Origin of the sequence: Pseudoalteromonas luteoviolacea, from assembly GCF_001750165.1 — a bacterium.
Classification (GTDB): Bacteria; Pseudomonadota; Gammaproteobacteria; order Enterobacterales; family Alteromonadaceae; genus Pseudoalteromonas; species Pseudoalteromonas luteoviolacea_G.
This window is the reverse complement of sequence record NZ_CP015411.1, coordinates 3,021,127-3,037,723: the sequence shown is the minus strand read 5'-3', so window position 1 is coordinate 3,037,723 and position 16,597 is coordinate 3,021,127. Positions and strand designations below refer to the sequence as shown.

At 39.4% G+C, this 16,597-nt stretch carries 15 protein-coding genes; 12 read left to right on the top strand and 3 right to left on the bottom strand.

Going from position 1 to position 16,597, the window contains the following annotated elements; genetic code table 11:
• The first annotated feature begins 137 nt into the window (after nt 1–137).
• The 5 genes from S4054249_RS12855 (at nt 138) to S4054249_RS12835 (ending at nt 4,958) form a co-directional block, all read left to right on the top strand.
• Nucleotides 138–1,136 carry a glycosyltransferase family 2 protein gene (locus S4054249_RS12855; RefSeq protein WP_046357059.1) on the top strand — a complete coding sequence of 333 codons (999 nt, stop codon included), beginning with the start codon at nt 138–140 and terminating at the stop codon, nt 1,134–1,136.
• Nucleotides 1,129–2,562, top strand: a complete 1,434-nt coding sequence (locus S4054249_RS12850) for an ArnT family glycosyltransferase (protein WP_046357060.1) — start codon at nt 1,129–1,131, stop codon at nt 2,560–2,562. Before S4054249_RS12855 ends, S4054249_RS12850 begins: the two co-directional genes overlap by 8 nt.
• 9 nt (nt 2,563–2,571) lie before the next feature.
• Entirely contained in the window at nt 2,572–3,240 is a 669-nt protein-coding gene (locus S4054249_RS12845) for a response regulator transcription factor (protein WP_046357061.1), read from the top strand.
• Nucleotides 3,237–4,472: a sensor histidine kinase gene (locus S4054249_RS12840; RefSeq protein WP_046357062.1), complete on the top strand. Its 1,236-nt coding sequence runs from the start codon at nt 3,237–3,239 to the stop codon at nt 4,470–4,472. Before S4054249_RS12845 ends, S4054249_RS12840 begins: the two co-directional genes overlap by 4 nt.
• 90 nt (nt 4,473–4,562) lie before the next feature.
• A complete protein-coding gene (locus tag S4054249_RS12835) occupies nt 4,563–4,958 on the top strand; it encodes a GtrA family protein (protein WP_052961037.1) in 396 nt (131 codons plus the stop codon).
• A gap of 342 nt (nt 4,959–5,300) precedes the next feature.
• Here S4054249_RS12835 and S4054249_RS12830 read toward each other — a convergent pair whose 3' ends face one another.
• On the bottom strand, nt 5,301–6,512 hold the full coding sequence (locus S4054249_RS12830) for a serine hydrolase domain-containing protein (protein WP_046357063.1): 1,212 nt from the start codon (nt 6,510–6,512) through the stop codon (nt 5,301–5,303).
• A 286-nt stretch (nt 6,513–6,798) separates the two neighbouring features.
• On the opposite strand from S4054249_RS12830, the gene S4054249_RS12825 reads away from it, so the two are divergent.
• On the top strand, nt 6,799–7,203 hold the full coding sequence (locus tag S4054249_RS12825; protein WP_046357064.1) for a DUF1801 domain-containing protein: 405 nt from the start codon (nt 6,799–6,801) through the stop codon (nt 7,201–7,203).
• A 199-nt stretch (nt 7,204–7,402) separates the two neighbouring features.
• On the opposite strand, the gene S4054249_RS12820 is transcribed toward S4054249_RS12825, so the two are convergent.
• Nucleotides 7,403–8,131, bottom strand: coding sequence for a hypothetical protein (locus S4054249_RS12820; RefSeq protein WP_046357065.1), 729 nt, complete (start codon nt 8,129–8,131; stop codon nt 7,403–7,405).
• Between the two features lie 393 nt (nt 8,132–8,524).
• Between S4054249_RS12820 and S4054249_RS12815 the strand changes: the two genes are divergently transcribed.
• From S4054249_RS12815 to S4054249_RS12795, 5 genes are all read left to right on the top strand, one after another.
• Complete coding sequence (locus S4054249_RS12815) at nt 8,525–9,001, top strand: NUDIX hydrolase (RefSeq protein ID WP_046357066.1); 477 nt, start codon at nt 8,525–8,527, stop codon at nt 8,999–9,001.
• 510 nt (nt 9,002–9,511) lie between these two features.
• Nucleotides 9,512–9,898, top strand: a complete 387-nt coding sequence (locus S4054249_RS12810; RefSeq protein ID WP_046357067.1) for a hypothetical protein — start codon at nt 9,512–9,514, stop codon at nt 9,896–9,898.
• Nucleotides 9,899–10,092: 194 nt separating this feature from the next.
• Complete coding sequence (locus tag S4054249_RS12805) at nt 10,093–10,557, top strand: NADAR family protein (RefSeq protein WP_196764536.1); 465 nt, start codon at nt 10,093–10,095, stop codon at nt 10,555–10,557.
• Nucleotides 10,558–10,666: 109 nt separating this feature from the next.
• The gene (locus tag S4054249_RS12800; RefSeq protein ID WP_046357069.1) at nt 10,667–11,107 is read left to right on the top strand and encodes a hypothetical protein; all 441 of its coding nucleotides are present in this window, start codon (nt 10,667–10,669) and stop codon (nt 11,105–11,107) included.
• Between the two features lie 79 nt (nt 11,108–11,186).
• Nucleotides 11,187–13,199 (top strand): serine hydrolase domain-containing protein, encoded by a 2,013-nt coding sequence (locus S4054249_RS12795; RefSeq protein WP_046357070.1) that lies wholly within the window; start codon nt 11,187–11,189, stop codon nt 13,197–13,199.
• A 136-nt stretch (nt 13,200–13,335) separates the two neighbouring features.
• Here S4054249_RS12795 and S4054249_RS12790 read toward each other — a convergent pair whose 3' ends face one another.
• Nucleotides 13,336–14,880 carry a serine hydrolase gene (locus S4054249_RS12790; RefSeq protein WP_052961038.1) on the bottom strand — a complete coding sequence of 515 codons (1,545 nt, stop codon included), beginning with the start codon at nt 14,878–14,880 and terminating at the stop codon, nt 13,336–13,338.
• 75 nt (nt 14,881–14,955) lie between these two features.
• On the opposite strand from S4054249_RS12790, the gene S4054249_RS12785 reads away from it, so the two are divergent.
• A complete protein-coding gene (locus S4054249_RS12785; protein ID WP_052961039.1) occupies nt 14,956–16,545 on the top strand; it encodes a LytR/AlgR family response regulator transcription factor in 1,590 nt (529 codons plus the stop codon).
• Nucleotides 16,546–16,597: the final 52 nt, after the last annotated feature.

Below are 16,597 nucleotides of genomic sequence, written 5' to 3'. Positions count from 1 at the left end.
AAATTAGAAGCAACTAATGAACCAAGTATATAATTAATGCCACACTTTGTGTTTGTTATATGCTCTGAATATTGAGGACATTTAATAGACATTAGCAGGTGTAACCTCACTGTAACTGATTACAGAAGGGTTAAAAAATGCAGCTCGTTTCAGACAAATTGTCCCAGCCGAAAGATATTTTATTGAGTGTAATAGTACCTGTTTATAACGAAGAGCAAGTCTTACCCATTTTTCATCACCGCCTTGATCAAGTATTAAGTGCTTTACCTAATGAAAGGCTTGAAGTTATTTATGTAAATGATGGCAGCTCCGATGATAGTTGGGAGGTGATGTTATCGCTTTCATCGTGCTGTGCCGCTCTTGAGTGTATTAATTTGAGCCGAAATTTTGGTAAAGAAGCTGCAATGACAGCAGGAATTGACCATTGTAAGGGCCAAGCTGTCATGTTACTTGACGCCGATCTTCAAGACCCTCCTGAATTGATCCCAGACATGCTTGCTGCATGGCAACAAGGGTTTGACGTGGTTAACATGAAGCGCACAGCTAGGCATGGAGAGTCTTGGTTTAAAAAGTGCTCTGCGGGCATTTATTATAAGCTGCTGGATCATCTGGCAGATGTTCCTGTGCAAAAGAATGTGGGGGATTTTCGTCTAATAAGCCGCCGAGTTATCGACGAAATTAAACAATTGTCAGAAAAGAATAGGTATATGAAGGGAATTTTGTCATGGCCTGGTTATAAACAAACAACGATAGAGTTCGACAGGCCTGCTCGAGAAGCAGGAAAAACCAAGTGGTCTTTTCCCCAGCTTGTTGGGCTTGCATTGTCTGGTATCACAGCATTTAGCGTCAAGCCGTTGAGGCTATCAGTTTGGGCTGGTGTGATTATTTCGCTTGCTGCATTCCTTCTTGCTTTTTGGGTGCTCATTAAAACAGCTTTGCTAGGTGAAGTGGTTCAGGGCTACCCGTCATTAATGTTGGTGCAATTGTTATTAGGAGGCGTGCAGTTAATCGCGATTGGTGTTTGTGGTGAGTACATTGGGCGCATTTATACCGAAGTCAAAGGTCGACCGTGTTATTTAGTTATGGAAATTGAGCACAAAGTGCGCATTGTGAAGGAGCAGAAAAAACATGCATAACTTGTTTAGGCAATACTTCAACTATACGCCAGATGTTACAAAGGTCTTATGCTTAGTGCTCATATCTCTATTTTCATTGAGGTTAGTGTCGTTGGGTATGTATCCGTTGTTTGATACCACAGAAGCGAGATACGGAGAAATTGCGCGGCTCATGTTAGAAACTCAAAACTGGGTGACACCGCAGTTCGACTATGGGGTGCCATTTTGGGGTAAGCCACCATTTCACACTTGGCTAAGTGCTGCAAGCTTCGCTACTTTCGGTGTAAGTGAGTTTTTTGCTAGGCTACCGCATTTATTAATAGGCCTGCTAACCACGTTTGTAATTTATCGTTTTGTCTCCAAAGTGGCAGAAGTTGGGCAAGCTATTGTTTCAGTATTTGTCTTGGCATCCACACTAGGCTTTATCTTAGCGATAGGCATGGTTATGACAGATAGTTCATTACTTTTGGCATATACGCTAGCGATGGTGAGCTTTTGGTTGAATTACAATGATGAGACATCATCATTGTACGGGTATTACTTTTTTGCCGCATTGGCATTAGGGATGTTGGTTAAGGGGCCTGTTGCGGTTGTGCTGGTGGTGATTGCGCTATTTATTTGGAGTCTGTGGAAAAAACAATTCGTAAAAGCTTTATTTTCATTGCCTTGGAAATCAGGATTTCCCCTCTTTTGGCTGTTGGCCGCACCTTGGTACGTATTGGCTGAAATGAGAACCCCAGGGTTTCTTGAGTATTTTATCATTGGCGAACACATTCAACGTTTTTTGGTCTCTGGATGGGAAGGTGATTTGTACGGAAGTGCACATGATAGAGCTCGAGGTATGATTTGGGTCTATTGGATAGTATGCGCATTCCCTTGGTCTTTTTTTATCATAAAAGCACTTTTTAGTAATTTAAAACAGCCTTATACCACCACTAAAGCTGACGTAAAAATTCAACCTTATCTACTTGCATGGATGTTTGCGCCCCTTGTGCTGTTTACCTTTGCAGGTAATATTTTACCGATTTATGTGATGCCAGGGTTTGGGGCGATGGCTGTATATGTGGCCATTGCGTTTTCATTATCTAAGCGACTAGTGTTGGCTGGGACTTTAACGCTGTGTGTACTCAGCGTATTAATTGGGTTGTTAACATTAGGGAAAGTCACTTTGCCAACAGCGCAAACACTGTTAGAGACTAAGAAAATAGATACCAAAAAAACACAGCTTTACTATTGGCATAAACGCCCGTTTAGTGCACAGTTTTATTCACAAGGTGATGCTAAATTGCTCAAAAGTAAAGTATTACTAAAATCACTATTGGATGAACGGGTAACTTTTTATCTAGTCATGAATGTCGCTCAATTGCGTTATGTGGGTGATACTATGAAAAGTCATTGTGAGGTAATTAATGTCGTTGACGAAAACTCATTGTATCAATGTAATTAGGATCCTTTCGTGCAAGTACTCTTAGTTGAAGACTCAAAAAATATCGCAGAAGTTATTTTTGATTACTTTGAAGGTTCAGAGATAATTTTAGATCATGCCGCAACAGGCATATTGGGTTTGGCCTTGGCTAAGTCCAATAACTATGACTGTATTGTATTAGATTTAATGCTTCCAGGGATAAATGGGCTGGATATATGCAGGTCATTGAGAGAAGCAGGTGTTAACACTCCCATTATCATGTTGACGGCGAGAGATACGGATAAGGACATGCTGCTTGGTTTTAAGCACGGTGCTGATGATTACCTAGTGAAACCGTTTAATATAGAGTTATTGGAAGCGAGGATATGTAGCCTTACAAGGCGTTACTCTGGGACTGGGTTTAAAACTGAGATCATTCAAGGCGCGCTTAAGCTAAATATTGCCACTCATCAAGTATGGCGCGACAGTGATGAAATAAAACTCTCCCCAGTAGGTTTTAAAATTTTAGTGCTATTAGCTGAGCGAAGCCCTGATGTTGTGACCCGCGAAGAAATTGAGCGGCGGCTTTGGGGGGATGATTTACCTGAGCAAGATATTCTACGAAAGCACATATATCAATTACGTAAAAAAATAGACAGTGTGTATGACACAGATCTGATAGAAACCATTCCCAAAATAGGCTACAAGCTGAATAAATGAAACTCGATAACTCTACTTCAGGTATTTTGATTCGAACGTATTTGTTCGGGGCAACGCTAATTGTTATTTTTTATGCAGTCATTTTTTATTTCGGCACGTCTTTAACCGAAGATAACAACAGTGTTAAACGGCTCGCGATCATTGGTGACTACTACCTTGAAAAGCATAAAGACATTGAGCTGAAGTCGATAAAAATAAACCCTTTGTTATACATTTACGCTGACTATTCAGCGCTGCCTGAGCCACTTCAAAACCATATATCAAGAGATTGGGTTGGCAGCGCGACTTTTCATTTAGAACAGTTAGATGTTGAGTTTAATGTGTTGGCAAAGGAGGTTAATAACGACAAAGGGAAACGTGTGATGTATGCAGTAGAGAACATTGATGCGATTGAGTTAAAGGAGGAAGAAGTTGTGATTCTGACGGTGACGGTTTTTGGTGGGGGGGTGTTACTGCTTATTTTGGCGTCTGCATATATCATTAACAGTGCTCGACGGATCAGCAAACCTATCTCAGAACTGGCAGAAAAATTAAGGGATAACGAAGATTTTGGGTTCATTAAAGTTGAGGGGAACCTGTCAGATGAAATGGTACAAATGGAAGAGGCTATGAATATATATCGGGCAAAAGTTGCAGCGGCATTTGACAGAGAAAAGTCATTCACCCGATATGCTAGCCATGAGCTACGTACGCCAATGATGGTGATTAAAGGCAGTACAAGCATACTCAACAAATCGACAGATAAAAAAGTATTGAAGCAGGTCGGTCTGCTGCGAGAGTCGATGGAAGACATGGAATCACTAGTGCAAACTTTTCTATTTTTGGCACGAGATCAAGTTGAGTCTGATACCGTTCTAGTCGATATCAAATTATTGGAAGGCATGGTTTATAAGCTAAATACGTTAAAAGAGAGCAATGCTGTAGAAGTTAATATAACTCTATTGGCACCATTTGAGCTCATTGCATCTCATCAACTGTTCACAGTCGCGCTTGGGAATTTAATAAAAAATGCAATAAATTGCACTGTCGGTGGAACTGTCAATATTTTCGTCTCAAACAAAGAAATTAAAGTGATAGATAATGGAGTTGGGTTAAGCGCAGACCCTAGGAGTAACGAAGGGTTTGGAGTAGGGCTTAAAATTGTTCATGACATCTGTAAAAAGTACCACTGGCAGTTTTCTTTGGTGAATAATGTTAACAAAGGCTGTACAGCTTCAATCCTATTTCGTTAACCGTGTACTCTAGATTTACATGAGACAATTTATAGACATTATGGGTGATATTGTCTCTGAGAGAAAAGATTGTAAATGTAAAGGTAGGAAGTGCAGTTTATTCGTTTTTGTTTTGTAGGCGGTTGTGTCTTTTGCATCGACTTTGTGTTGTTTAATTGGTTAGTTGAATCTTCTGTTAGTCCTTTTTTAGCTAGATGGAGTAGTTTTTGTGTCGCAATTTATTTTAGTTGGCTAGGAAATTCATACTTTACTTTCAAGCAAAAAAAGCAAGTTAATGAAGGTAAAATTTATAGTCTTTGTATGTTTTTTATCATGAGTCACAGCACCGGTATATTTAATTTAGCGGTGTATTCATATGCTGTGTATTTAGGCGTACCGCTTAATGTTAGCTTCCTTCTGGGTGTTAAGGCATCACTGTTTTTAAATTATTTCTTTTCAAGAAAAGTTATTTTTAGTGACGATATTTTAAAATACAAACGGCGGTAACTTGTACTGCAAGTAATCATGAATTTTGCTACCTATTTAGGTGTGTAAAGTATAGCTACTTAAGCCAGATTCAACAGTGGCACTAGGGTGTCCTTTTGAATATGTCAGGTGGTTTCGCATTGGATTATTCAGGATGTTGTACATTTAGGTTTAAAGATACTTTCCATGAGAGTTGGTATTTTGTTTCTGGCTGGGATGAAATATGTAACTTAGCTAAGTTCAGAACTGAGTTCGCATATTAACTAGGACACTTAACCAAAACAGTGAAGTTTGGGTTAAGTGAGAGCCCTATTTTTTGCTGAACGGTACTAAGCGATTTCTGTATTTTCTTAGTGCTGCCTTTTAGGTAAAGGCTGGCAGAATTTTCTCAGCAATGACTTGTTTGAAAGGAATGTTATTATCATTCGCAGTGTGCACAATTAATAGATCAAGTTCTTCAATGATCATGATGATTTGGCCATTACCACCTTGGGCTGAAGTACCTAAATAATGCTTATCTCCAACTTTCAAATCGACGCCCCACCATAAATACCCATAACCTTGATTAGATACATCTTGGCCACCCCAGTGCACCTCATCATCGCCGGTGATCACAAGTCTGCTAGTCCCATCGGCGATAAATTTCTCTGGGATAAGCTGCTCGCCTCGCCATTTTCCTTTGTTCATAGTAAGCATACCCCATTTTATCATATCTCTGGATGTCATACTGGTACGCCAGCCAGCCTCTGGTAAACCGGATGCTCCATTTGTTCTCCACTGGTAATTCTGGATCCCCATCTTGTCGAGTAATTCTTTTTTGATAAAGTTTTTTGCTGATCCTGGCACTACAGCCTCGAGTACGTGCATGACTAAAAGCGGACCATAACCGTATTTGAATGTTTGAGTCTCTGCTGTGACTGGAGGGCTGTGCTCGAGTATAGTTTTTATTTCTTTTTGTCCCATTAATTGATTTGGTAGTTTGTCAATTTTTGCTCTTTGCTCACTATTAGTTCGGATACCAGAAGTCATGGTCAATGCGTGACGTAAGGTGACTTTATCAGCACTTTGTTTTACCGATTCATCAAAATTTAACTCTTTAAGGAAGCTCGATATAGGCTTATCTAGGTCATCCATTGAAAGGTGACCTAGCTGAATTGCTCTACCTAGTGCTAAGCCTGTGTAGGTTTTTGTGACTGATGCTTGGTAGTGGGGTAAATTGACGCGACCTTTAGCATAATAGGATTCAAAAACGAGCTTGCCCTGATGCGCGATCAGCAAGCTGTCATAATGGCCATGTTTATAACTGCTAAGTTCTTTTGCAAATTGGGTGATCATATGTGTATTTCCACCATAGTGACCTAACTTCCCTACAGGGATCCCATCTTTTCTGTCTTTAGGGGACGTATCTATAAAAGCGGTTGTAAGATAAGGCACTTCGGTATAGGTGATATGAGCATCGGCTTTTGACACTTCTGGGGCGTGATGCGCTTTGGCGTTTGCCACCGCAGTTGCTGTGTTATAGCTTAAGAGAACTGCTATCGTGAGTACGCTTTTTACTGTGTATTTGAGAGTCATAGTTACTCCTATTATTTGTTTATAAAAATTATATAAATTGGAGATTGGCGAGAGGTGATTCAATGCTACTTTGTTGGGCTCCAACTCACCGGTTGCCTATTACAGTAAACAGATAAAAATAGGGTGCTTGAGCTTCTTCTGATTTTTTGGTTACAGTTTTATGATTTTAAAATATATTTAATTTTATCAATGGGTTATATTTTTTAGGGGTGTAATCTCTGGTTTAGCTTCTGATTGATGTTAAGCACTGTCATTTAGACACAGACTATGAATATAGAGAGGGAATATGGATGAGGTGTGCAAAGTTTGTTGGGGTGATTATCCGGAACTCGTCAGAGCTCGTCTTGAAGCATTACGAGGTTTAATCTTTGAGGTGGCGAGAGAGCTTGATTTGGGAGTTGTTGAAGAGTCTATCAAATGGGGTGAGCCAAGTTATAAAGTGAAACTTGGTAGTCCGATAAGAATAGATTGGAAACCCGCTACACCAAAAAAATATTGTATGTTTTTTCACTGCCAAACAAAGTTAGTTGATACTTATAAAGCGCTTTATGGTGAAGTCTTACAGTTTCAGGGGAATAGGGCTATTGTTTTGTCTTTATCGGAACCTTTGCCGAAAGTTATTATAAAGCATTGCTTAGAGCTAGCGCTCACCTATCAACAAAGAAAGCACTTACCACTTTTGGGCGCTTAAGTGTGTTTTTAGGCTTCTCTACGATATTGTTTTTAAGTGGGAGGTGCTTGCATCGGTTATTCAAAAAGTAAGTACCTCAAGTGGTAAGTAACCTAACCCTGCTAATTTTCAGTATTTACAGTGTGTAACCAAAGTTACTTATTGCCCACACCTTAACGGGGTTGCTTTATTTTAATGTAATTACAAGCCGGTTTTATGGCTATTCATTATGTGTATGCAATGAGGTATTTAACGGCAATAAAGCTGAATTTTTGACTTCAAATGCATAAAATTTTGGCGACTTACCTTTTTGAGAGATTAACACCTTATTATCGCTGATTAAACTAAAGTTGCCGACATCCTGCAATACAAGACTTAAGTCTTTGCCATCAAAAGTTGATGTAAATAGCTTGACTGAATCGTCTTGGTCCAGATAGCCGTTTTGATTGGTATCTTCATTGATAATCAGATAAAGATTCCTATCAAGTAAATAGCCAGCCTCGTTTGTTGCGAACTTTGCTTTTGAGATATCTAGTATCAATCCGTCTTTTTTCAATAACATGTGGCGTTCGCCATTTTCTCTCACAAACATCAAATTGACTGCGTTTTTGGATAAGTATGGCACGGTATATAAGTCGAGCGACACTTCTGATTTGGCGAACATTTCAACGATTTCGCCATCGTGGGTTTGACTAATATCAATCTCTTTGGAACTTAGTTCAAAAATGTATACGTCTTTTAATTTGTCGAAATACTCTATGGTGTACTGTGTTTTTTTGACCTGAGTTTGTTCGCCTTTGTTATCGACAAGTGCAATTTTGGGGGGCTCATATTTGTTGTCGAAAAAGTCAGTAATAAAGTCGATAGACACTACGATGATAAATAGTGTAACCGCGATAAAGAACAATACTTGGTTAGATTTTTTTATAAAGCTTAGCGTTTTACTCATATTGATTCTCAAAAGTGATGGTCATATTTGATTATACTGGGAACATTATTTTTTCAATGACCGAAAAATAGTCTAAGTACTTTATCAGTTTATAAATTAAATGTAAGTATATTTGAAAAGTGGCTTTCCCTTTGCTTTATCTTTTCGGTGGCTTAAGTCTAAATTTTGACGTTATACAATAAAAAATATCAGGCTAAAGCTAAACATAGCGTTATGCTTTGCGGCTAAGTCATGTTTTTAGTCACAATTTTAGTACTAGCTTTTTATGTTTGTGTATTTCAGTAAAATTACCTAAAAAGTGTAAAAGGGAGGCATATACGATTTTTGTCTCATTGAGCTTTGGACTAAATAATTAATTTACTCAACCTAATAGAAAGCGAAGAGGGGGAGAAGGTGCTGAAATTTGATAATGCAGATTCATGTTTTAATTTTCGCAGTGTCGCTGTGATTATTCATAATGGTCATATATTACTTCATCGAAATATTGAAGAGTCCTTTTGGGCTTTACCGGGCGGTAGAGTCGAATTTTTCGAAAATTCAGATGCGACAATAAGTAGAGAGTTACTCGAAGAATTAGATATAGATACGGTAGTAAAACGTCATATATGGTACGTTGAAAATTTCTTCGTATATGCAGGGAAAAAATATCATGAAATCTCAAATTACTTCTTAACAGAGTTAGTGGCACCAGAGAGGTTGCCAATAGGTAAAACGTTTCGAGGGATTGAATCTGATATAGAGCTTGAATTTAAATGGTATCCAATAGGCGACTTGTCTAATTTAAATTTGAAACCAGCGTTTTTGAAGAGTGAGTTGCAGGCGATACCAGAAGAAACTAAGTGTATAAAAGTAAACGATATCTCTAGCTAAGAGGTATATTTGTACTCTCGGTTGTTGGCCGCAAAAATTGGCAAAGCAGCGAGTATCATTACCGCAATGTATGGCTAAATTGCAGTTACAGATAAAGCATAGTGTGAGTTAATGACAATAGTCAGAAGTACTGAGTGACTTACTTTAGGCTGGTATCTAGTGGGCGGTTACACTTCATTGATTACTTATTGCAGAGTAAATGTGCTCTATATACTTTTTTTGTAAAAACAGAATATTGTGTATTTTAAATAGTCCCGATTGAAAGTAAAATGTACGTTGCGATGGCTGCCTTTGATTTCAGTCATTAGCATTAAAAATAGACGTTTATGATATATGAGCTTCAATTAAATCAAGTGCCTATCCAATACTAAGCCATTCGAATCTTAAAAAGTTATTTAGAGAACTCTAGTGAACAAAATTTTTATTTGTTTAGTTTTTGTCGTTTACAGTATGTCGGTGTTTGCTGAGTGCCCAACAACCTCCACTCGACACGTAAAAGGAGTCGAGCCGTTGGCTTCAGTATTATATGAAGCAGCAAAAAATGCTGAAATGGGGTCATGGCAGGATGGAACCTTTAACTGGGAAGTTTTTTCTTATTTAGGGAATTTGACTGACGAAAAGGGCCGAAAACTGCATGTCACGTACCTTGAAACAATATGGGGCGCTTCATCATGCAGAGGAAGCTATCGACTCATTCTTTTCGATGAAAAAATGGAGCAAGTTGGTCAATATAACAGCATCGAAAAACCAAAATTCATAGGGGCCAATAAGTTAGCATTTCCCTATGAAGATGAGCCCATTACAGAGTGGGAGTTTAAGGGTAAACTACCATCATGTTTGGAAGTTTCAGGTGATTGTTTTGAACTCAAAAACGGGAAAAGTGCGTTCGGGTATTGAAAAGCAGTCTTATGATTACAGAGTGAGTAAACGCACCGATTGAGTTAGCGACATGGGTGTTGATTGGTTTGAGTTATGCGCAAGGCGGCATGGAAATAAAATTAGAACAAGAGAAGAATTAGTCGAGCATTTAAAAGCGGGTAATCCAGTTAAACACCTCTTTTTTTTGGGGTCACCAAGAACGAAGTGGGCATGTGACAAAAAGTTGCTTCAGTCAGTGGTACGAAGCAAAGTTCGAAGAAAATGGGTACTTATTTGCCACAGCTGAGCATTACATGATGTACCACAAAGCAAAACTTTTCGATGATAACGAAGCATGCAAAAGGGTACTCAGTGCTAAAACGCCAGGGGCTGCAAAGGCAATAGGTCGCGAAGTACGTGGGTTTGAACAGAAAGTATGGGAAAGCAAGCGCTTCGGCATTGTTGTAAATGCTAATCTTGCAAAGTTTTCTCAAAACCCAGCACTTAGAGCATTTTTAATAAATACCAGAGATAGGATATTGGTTGAAGCAAGTCCTGTAGATAAAATATGGGGAGTAGGATTAGCACAAGATGACCCATGCATTGAAGATGTGTATAGCTGGCAGGGCCTCAATCTGCTTGGATTTGCGTTGATGGAAGTACGTGAACAACTGATAAGTGACATTGACGAAGAATAATGTGCTTAGGGGAGTTATTTGGACATACTATTAGGTCTGGCTCTGTTCCTGACGCTTAAGCCATTTTAGCGTAGCGACTGATTTAAACTTATATTGCTCGTGGGTAATTATGATTATAAAAATTAGTGCCTTTTTGTACATACTTTTACAGGCCAGTCTTGTAATGGCAGCGGACTACACAGTGCGGGGTGTAGTTGCGTCTATGACACTACCATCTCATCACACGTGTACTAAAAAGCATACGTTGATTGCCAATGAGTATACAACCAACCAAGCGACCAGTGATTTCTTAATTATTTCCGGTATTCACGGTAACCATGAGTTTTTCTTAAAAATGGTAGAAAATAGCTATGAGACAAGTTCGTTTAAGTACGCTAAAAGTATTGGTGCAAATTTTGTTGTAAGCCAACCTGTGACGATAAAAGCGAATGATGAAGTACCGGATGAATACAAGCATTTACTTTTTTCATTCGGCAGCAGTGATAGCATAATCCTTTTGCCTCCTATCTTTTTCGTATGTGATAAAGATGGCACCAAAAGCCCTCAATGAGCGAGCTTATATTTTGGGGCTATTGGTTTTTACTCCAGTTATATCGACATTTTTACAATAAGAAAAATAAGGTCGTGTTATGAAAGCAACAACAGGATTACGTTCAGCTATTGTGGCAGCTCTGTTTGTATTTTTGGTCGCTGGCCTTTTTATTTCCAAAAGTGTACATGCCAGCGCCATAGCTGAGCTAAATAGGGAAAACATGGCAGTACATGAATCAGCTTCACATGCTGAACTAAAAGGGCTAGAGCAGTATGTTGACTCATTGATTGAACGTGGGATGGCGCAACATACGATACCTGGCGTCACCATTTCTATTGTTAAAAATGATGAAATAGCGTTGCTTAAAGGGTATGGTTTAAGTGATGTGAGTAGCCAAAAAAAGGTGAATCCTCATGCTACTTTGTTTCGAATTGGCTCAATTACGAAAACAATGACAGCGATTGCTGTTATGCAGTTAGTAGAGCAGGGAAAACTTGCATTAGATGTTGATGTAAATGACTACCTTAGCGAATTTAAAATCCCCAATACCTTCGAAGGCCCAATCACTATTGCCGCTTTATTGAGCCACCGTTCAGGGTTTGAAGAAGCTGATGCTGGTAATTTATTAAGTGGCCAACCTGAAGAAGTGTTGAGTACATCGCAGTATTTGGCGACCTACATGCCTAGTAGAATTTGGCCCGTTGGTTACAATATGTCTTACTCAAATTATGGGTTTGGTTTATTGGGCTACTTGGTAGAGTTAAAGTCTGGATTGGATTTAGCCACATATATGGAGCAAAACATTTTTTCTCCGTTAGGTATGCAAAATACAACACTGCGAGAGCCGCTAGGGTCTGAGTTGACATCTATGCAGAGCGCTTTACAGGCACACTTAGCGACGGGGTATTTTAAAGGCGCGGCTGGACGAAACTTGGCGAAACCTTTTGAATTTATAGGGCATATTGGCGGTGCGGGCGCTGTGTCAGCCACTGCAGAGAACATGGCATTGTATATGCGCTCGTTAATGCGAGGTAGAAGCGGACTAATCTCATCGCATACCGACAGTAAAATGAAACAGAGACTGTATGACGATAGGGCGCTTGCTACAGGTGTTGTACATGGTATGTTTGAAGGCAGTATTAGGGGATATAAGTACTACCATCATTCGGGGGCAACGCTGACTTTCTCTGCTAACATGGTCATTTTTCCTGAAATACAGCTCGGTATTTTTATTGCTAGCAATATGGTTGGAGGAGCTGCTCAGTTAGCGGACTTCTTACCAAAAGCGATTCTTCATAAGTACTATAAAGACTTGCCCATGCAGTTAAACGAGCCGCCTCAATTAGGCGCATATAATCAATTTATGACTGTGCCTGTTGTAAAACGTAAACTAGAAGAGTACACAGGATCTTGGCTGAGTACACGTCGCTCATATACCCAATTGGAAAAAGTGTCTGCTTTGGATAGTTCAGTGATCATTTCACTTGATACACAAGGCAGATTAATTATGCGTCGTTTGGGCAGTAATGCTAAGTTTGCGCTTAAACGGCTCAAAGAAAACGTATTTCAAGCACAGTCAGATCAGGGCTCTATATTTTATTTCTACCCTGATAGCAAAGGACAGATAGCCAGGTTTTCTGCAAGTATGTGGTCTGGAGACTATGAGAAAGTTAGCTTGCCGCAAAGCCCTTTTTTCTTCTACTTTGTTTTGGTGTTAGCTTCGTTACTGTCATTGTCTACCTTGTTGCTAGCTAGTATTCGAAGAAGTCGTGTGAAATCTCACAATCTATTCGAAAAGGTGACATCCATTGTTGCCGGTATGTTATTGCTCGCTGTGACCGGCTTTATTTTCATGAATTCAGGCCTTGTTTTAGATGAGTACAACTTTTTGCTTAATTTCCCTACACTGGAAGTGAAACTGTTACTTTGCTTTGTGCTGGTTATTGCACTTATAACTTTGATTAAAGTGGTGGGTTTAGCATTTATTTGGCGTCAGAAAGAATTGGGGATGCTATACAAGTGCCACTATTCGATTTTTACTTTGAGTTGCTTGAGCTTCTTGTATGTATTTTGGGTGTGGAATGCAATAGGTTTTAACTATGTGAGTTAGAGCTATACTTTGCGTTCATATTGAAGGTGGCTGTAATTTCGACAAATTTACGTTTGTATACCCACTTAAGCAATACGATCCGCAAAGAGTAAGTGGGTATTTTTTATATGACTACGAAGGCAACAAAGTTACCTTGTTATTCGCTGACCTTTTTTAGGTTTAAATCATGAAAGTTATATGAAAAATCAGTACTACGACTTATCGCTTTCATTTTGAATCCCGTGATATTCCCTTCGAAATCAACGTCAAAGTTGACATAGGCATCGGCATTGAGTGTTCTGTCAGTCCATTTGGCGGCAAATCGATTACCTTGAAGATGAAGTAAAGTACCGTTCAGCGCTTTACTTCGAGAAAATTTAATGTGTAACTTTGCGTTTGAGATAGTGACTTTAACAGTACCATACCAGTCATCTCGGTAAGTGCCAGCGTATTGACTCAGCGCTAAAGGCGGCTTGGTTGAGCTAACTTCGAGTGGCTGCTCTGTCTTCTTTTGTTGTTTTAGGTACTCTTTGTAACGTTTATTTCCTTCTATATAGACATCAATGTAATCCGTTGGCTCTTGCTCAATATAGTGTTCTAGTATGGTTGCAGTAAGACCCTGCGCCGCGCGCGACCATTGATTAGTTAGGGCAATCACGGCGATGCCTTTTTCAGGTAGAAAAGCGATGTGGGAAGTCATGCCTTGCACCGCACCGCCATGCGATACATGTAAATGGCCATGAAAGTCTTTTAGTCGCCACCCCAGACCATATGCTTGAAAGTGAGTTTGTGCGTACTTTTGGTCAATGTAGGAGACTTTTTGCAATGTAACGGGTTTCCACATTTCTTGTTGTTGCTCCTCTGTGATTAACACCTGCCCATCAGGCAATTTACCTTTGGAGAGGAACATTTTCGCCCACTTGGCCATACCTGCAACGTCGCAATTGATGTGTTCATCGTCTTTGAAAAAGGTGGTTTTCAACTGCCCATTGACTTCCATATGAGGCATCGCGCGTTTATCTTTTTGCATGATTCGTTTAGGGCTGGCAACACAGCCATTCATCTTTAAAGGTGAAATCAACGCCTTCTCCACATATTGATCCCACGGCATTTTACTGACTACGCGAATGACTTCTTCCGCAACGGTATACATTAAGTTGTTATAGGAATACTCGGTTCTAAATGAGCTTGTTGGCTTTAGATACTTTAATGCTGCAATAACTTCGTCTGGTGTAGCATGTGCATCTGGCCATTGCAGCAGATCTCCTGCTCCAAGTGGTAAACCAGAGCGGTGAGTTAATAAGTCCCTAATGGTAAATTCTCGCGTGACCCAAGGGTCATACATTTGAAAGTGAGGAAGGTGGTCAATGACTTTGTCATCCCAGCTGAGTTTACCCTCGTCGACTAATAGCGCAAGTGCAGCGGTTCTAAATGATTTAGAAATAGAGGCAACTTGAAATAAAGTGTCTGTATCTACAGGTGTGTTTGTTTCAATTGACTGAACCCCATGTCCTTTGGCGTACAGGACCTTATTACTACTAACCACAGCTAAAGCCACGCCTGGAATATTGAGTTTATCCATTGCTTTTTCGACCAATGCATCAATTTGCTTGTGTTCTAGCGCTGAGCCAAAACAAAGTGGTGTAAAAAGTAATTGTGAAAAGATAATACCTGTAAAAATTGAGTTTTTGATATAGTTCATTAATATTCGCCCATAAAAGCAGTTTATTCATTAGTAAGGACATTAACAATTACTTCTTATTTTTCTAGTACTTATATGCAAGCGGTAGGGTATTTTCTGCAAGTGGCAGTGAGGTATTATAGATTTTTCTCAATCAGTGCAAAGCAGTGGTGGTTTTCAAACAATACGCTGAAAACAGTGCTATTTTTTGTCCTTGCTTTGCTTTTTATTTCTCATAAAGTCAATGCTGATAACTTTAATAAGTATTTTATTCAAAAGGTTACGGTTTGTTATGACGATATTGGCGAACTGACAGTTGCGAATTTTTTTGAGCAAAAGTGTGATCAAGTATCGCTAGATAAAGTCGAGCCTAGCAATAAACTCATTTGGATAGGTGCATCTTTTGAACTGGAATTACCAGAGCTTATCGACACACCGTTAGGGCTGTTTTTTTCTGCCAAAGCATCTGGGGAGTTTTATTTAAATGGGCAGTTAATCGGCCGTAATGGGCGTCCTGCAATTTCAAAAGAAGATGAAGTGCAAGGTGTGATGGATACAGTAGTCTACGTACCGAAAGAGCTGATTAAACCACGACAAAATGAGCTGGTGATCAAGCTTTCGGCACATAACAGCAGGTCTCAATTAAGCGACTTTATATCGTTTGCGATTATCACGCATTATGAGTCTCCTCAAGATATTGTGTTACGTAACTATTTGCCGTCCTTCATTCCTTTGGGGGTATTGGTGATTGGTTTTGCTTTTTCTTGCGCATTGGCAGTACTTCAATCTAAGGGGATGCGCAACGTTTTATTACCTATGTTTGCTTTGGTTGTTGCACTCCAATTGCTGATTGAAGTATCTAGAGGGCTGATATCTTACGAATATTCATATCAAGATATGAGGTTGTTGGCGATCTTATTGCTAAGCATGCTTAGTGGGCAGTGTTTATTGCTTTATACAATACGTAGTTTTGTGAAAAATAATCAATGGGTATGGTTTGCTATTTCAATGTCGATAACGCTGGCTATTGTTTATTTTGGTACGGCAATAGAAGATAAGACGGTACTGGCTTTTCAACTACCTGCAGCGATATGTTTATTAATTACGGTGTATGAAGCATATCAAAGACACCCATTTGCAATGAAGCATGCCATTGCTTTGTTTATTTTCTCTGCTGCCATTGTTGTAAAGCCAAATGCCTTTTTAGACATATATTATTATTACTTTGTGGCTGCGCTGATGGTGTTTTTCTTTATTCAACATGCTGTTGCTTATAAAACAGAGAAATCACTGAAGCTACAAGCACAGTCTAACGCACAGCGATTGCAGCATGCATTAGATGAATATAAAGAGCAGCAACAACCTTCAAAAATTAAATTAAATCTATCAGGCAAGATTGAGTGGGTATCCAGTGACGGTATATGCTTTGTAAAGGGGGCGCGAGATTATGTGGAGGTCATGCTTTCTGATGGGAGGTGTCTTCTTCACAATGAAGGGCTTGCGACAATGGAAAATAAACTATCGGCTACATTTTTGAGGGTTCATCGCTCATATATTGTTAATAAACGCTTTATTCAGTCACTAGAAAAGTTGCCGTCAGGTGGCGGTAACCTCATATTAACTACTGGTGACGCTTTACCTGTGAGCAGGCGAATTATGCCAAAGGTAAAGGAGCAGCTTAATTGAGTTATCAAACAAATGCTTTATATACCAAAGTATAAGAAACGGACTTTTTCAA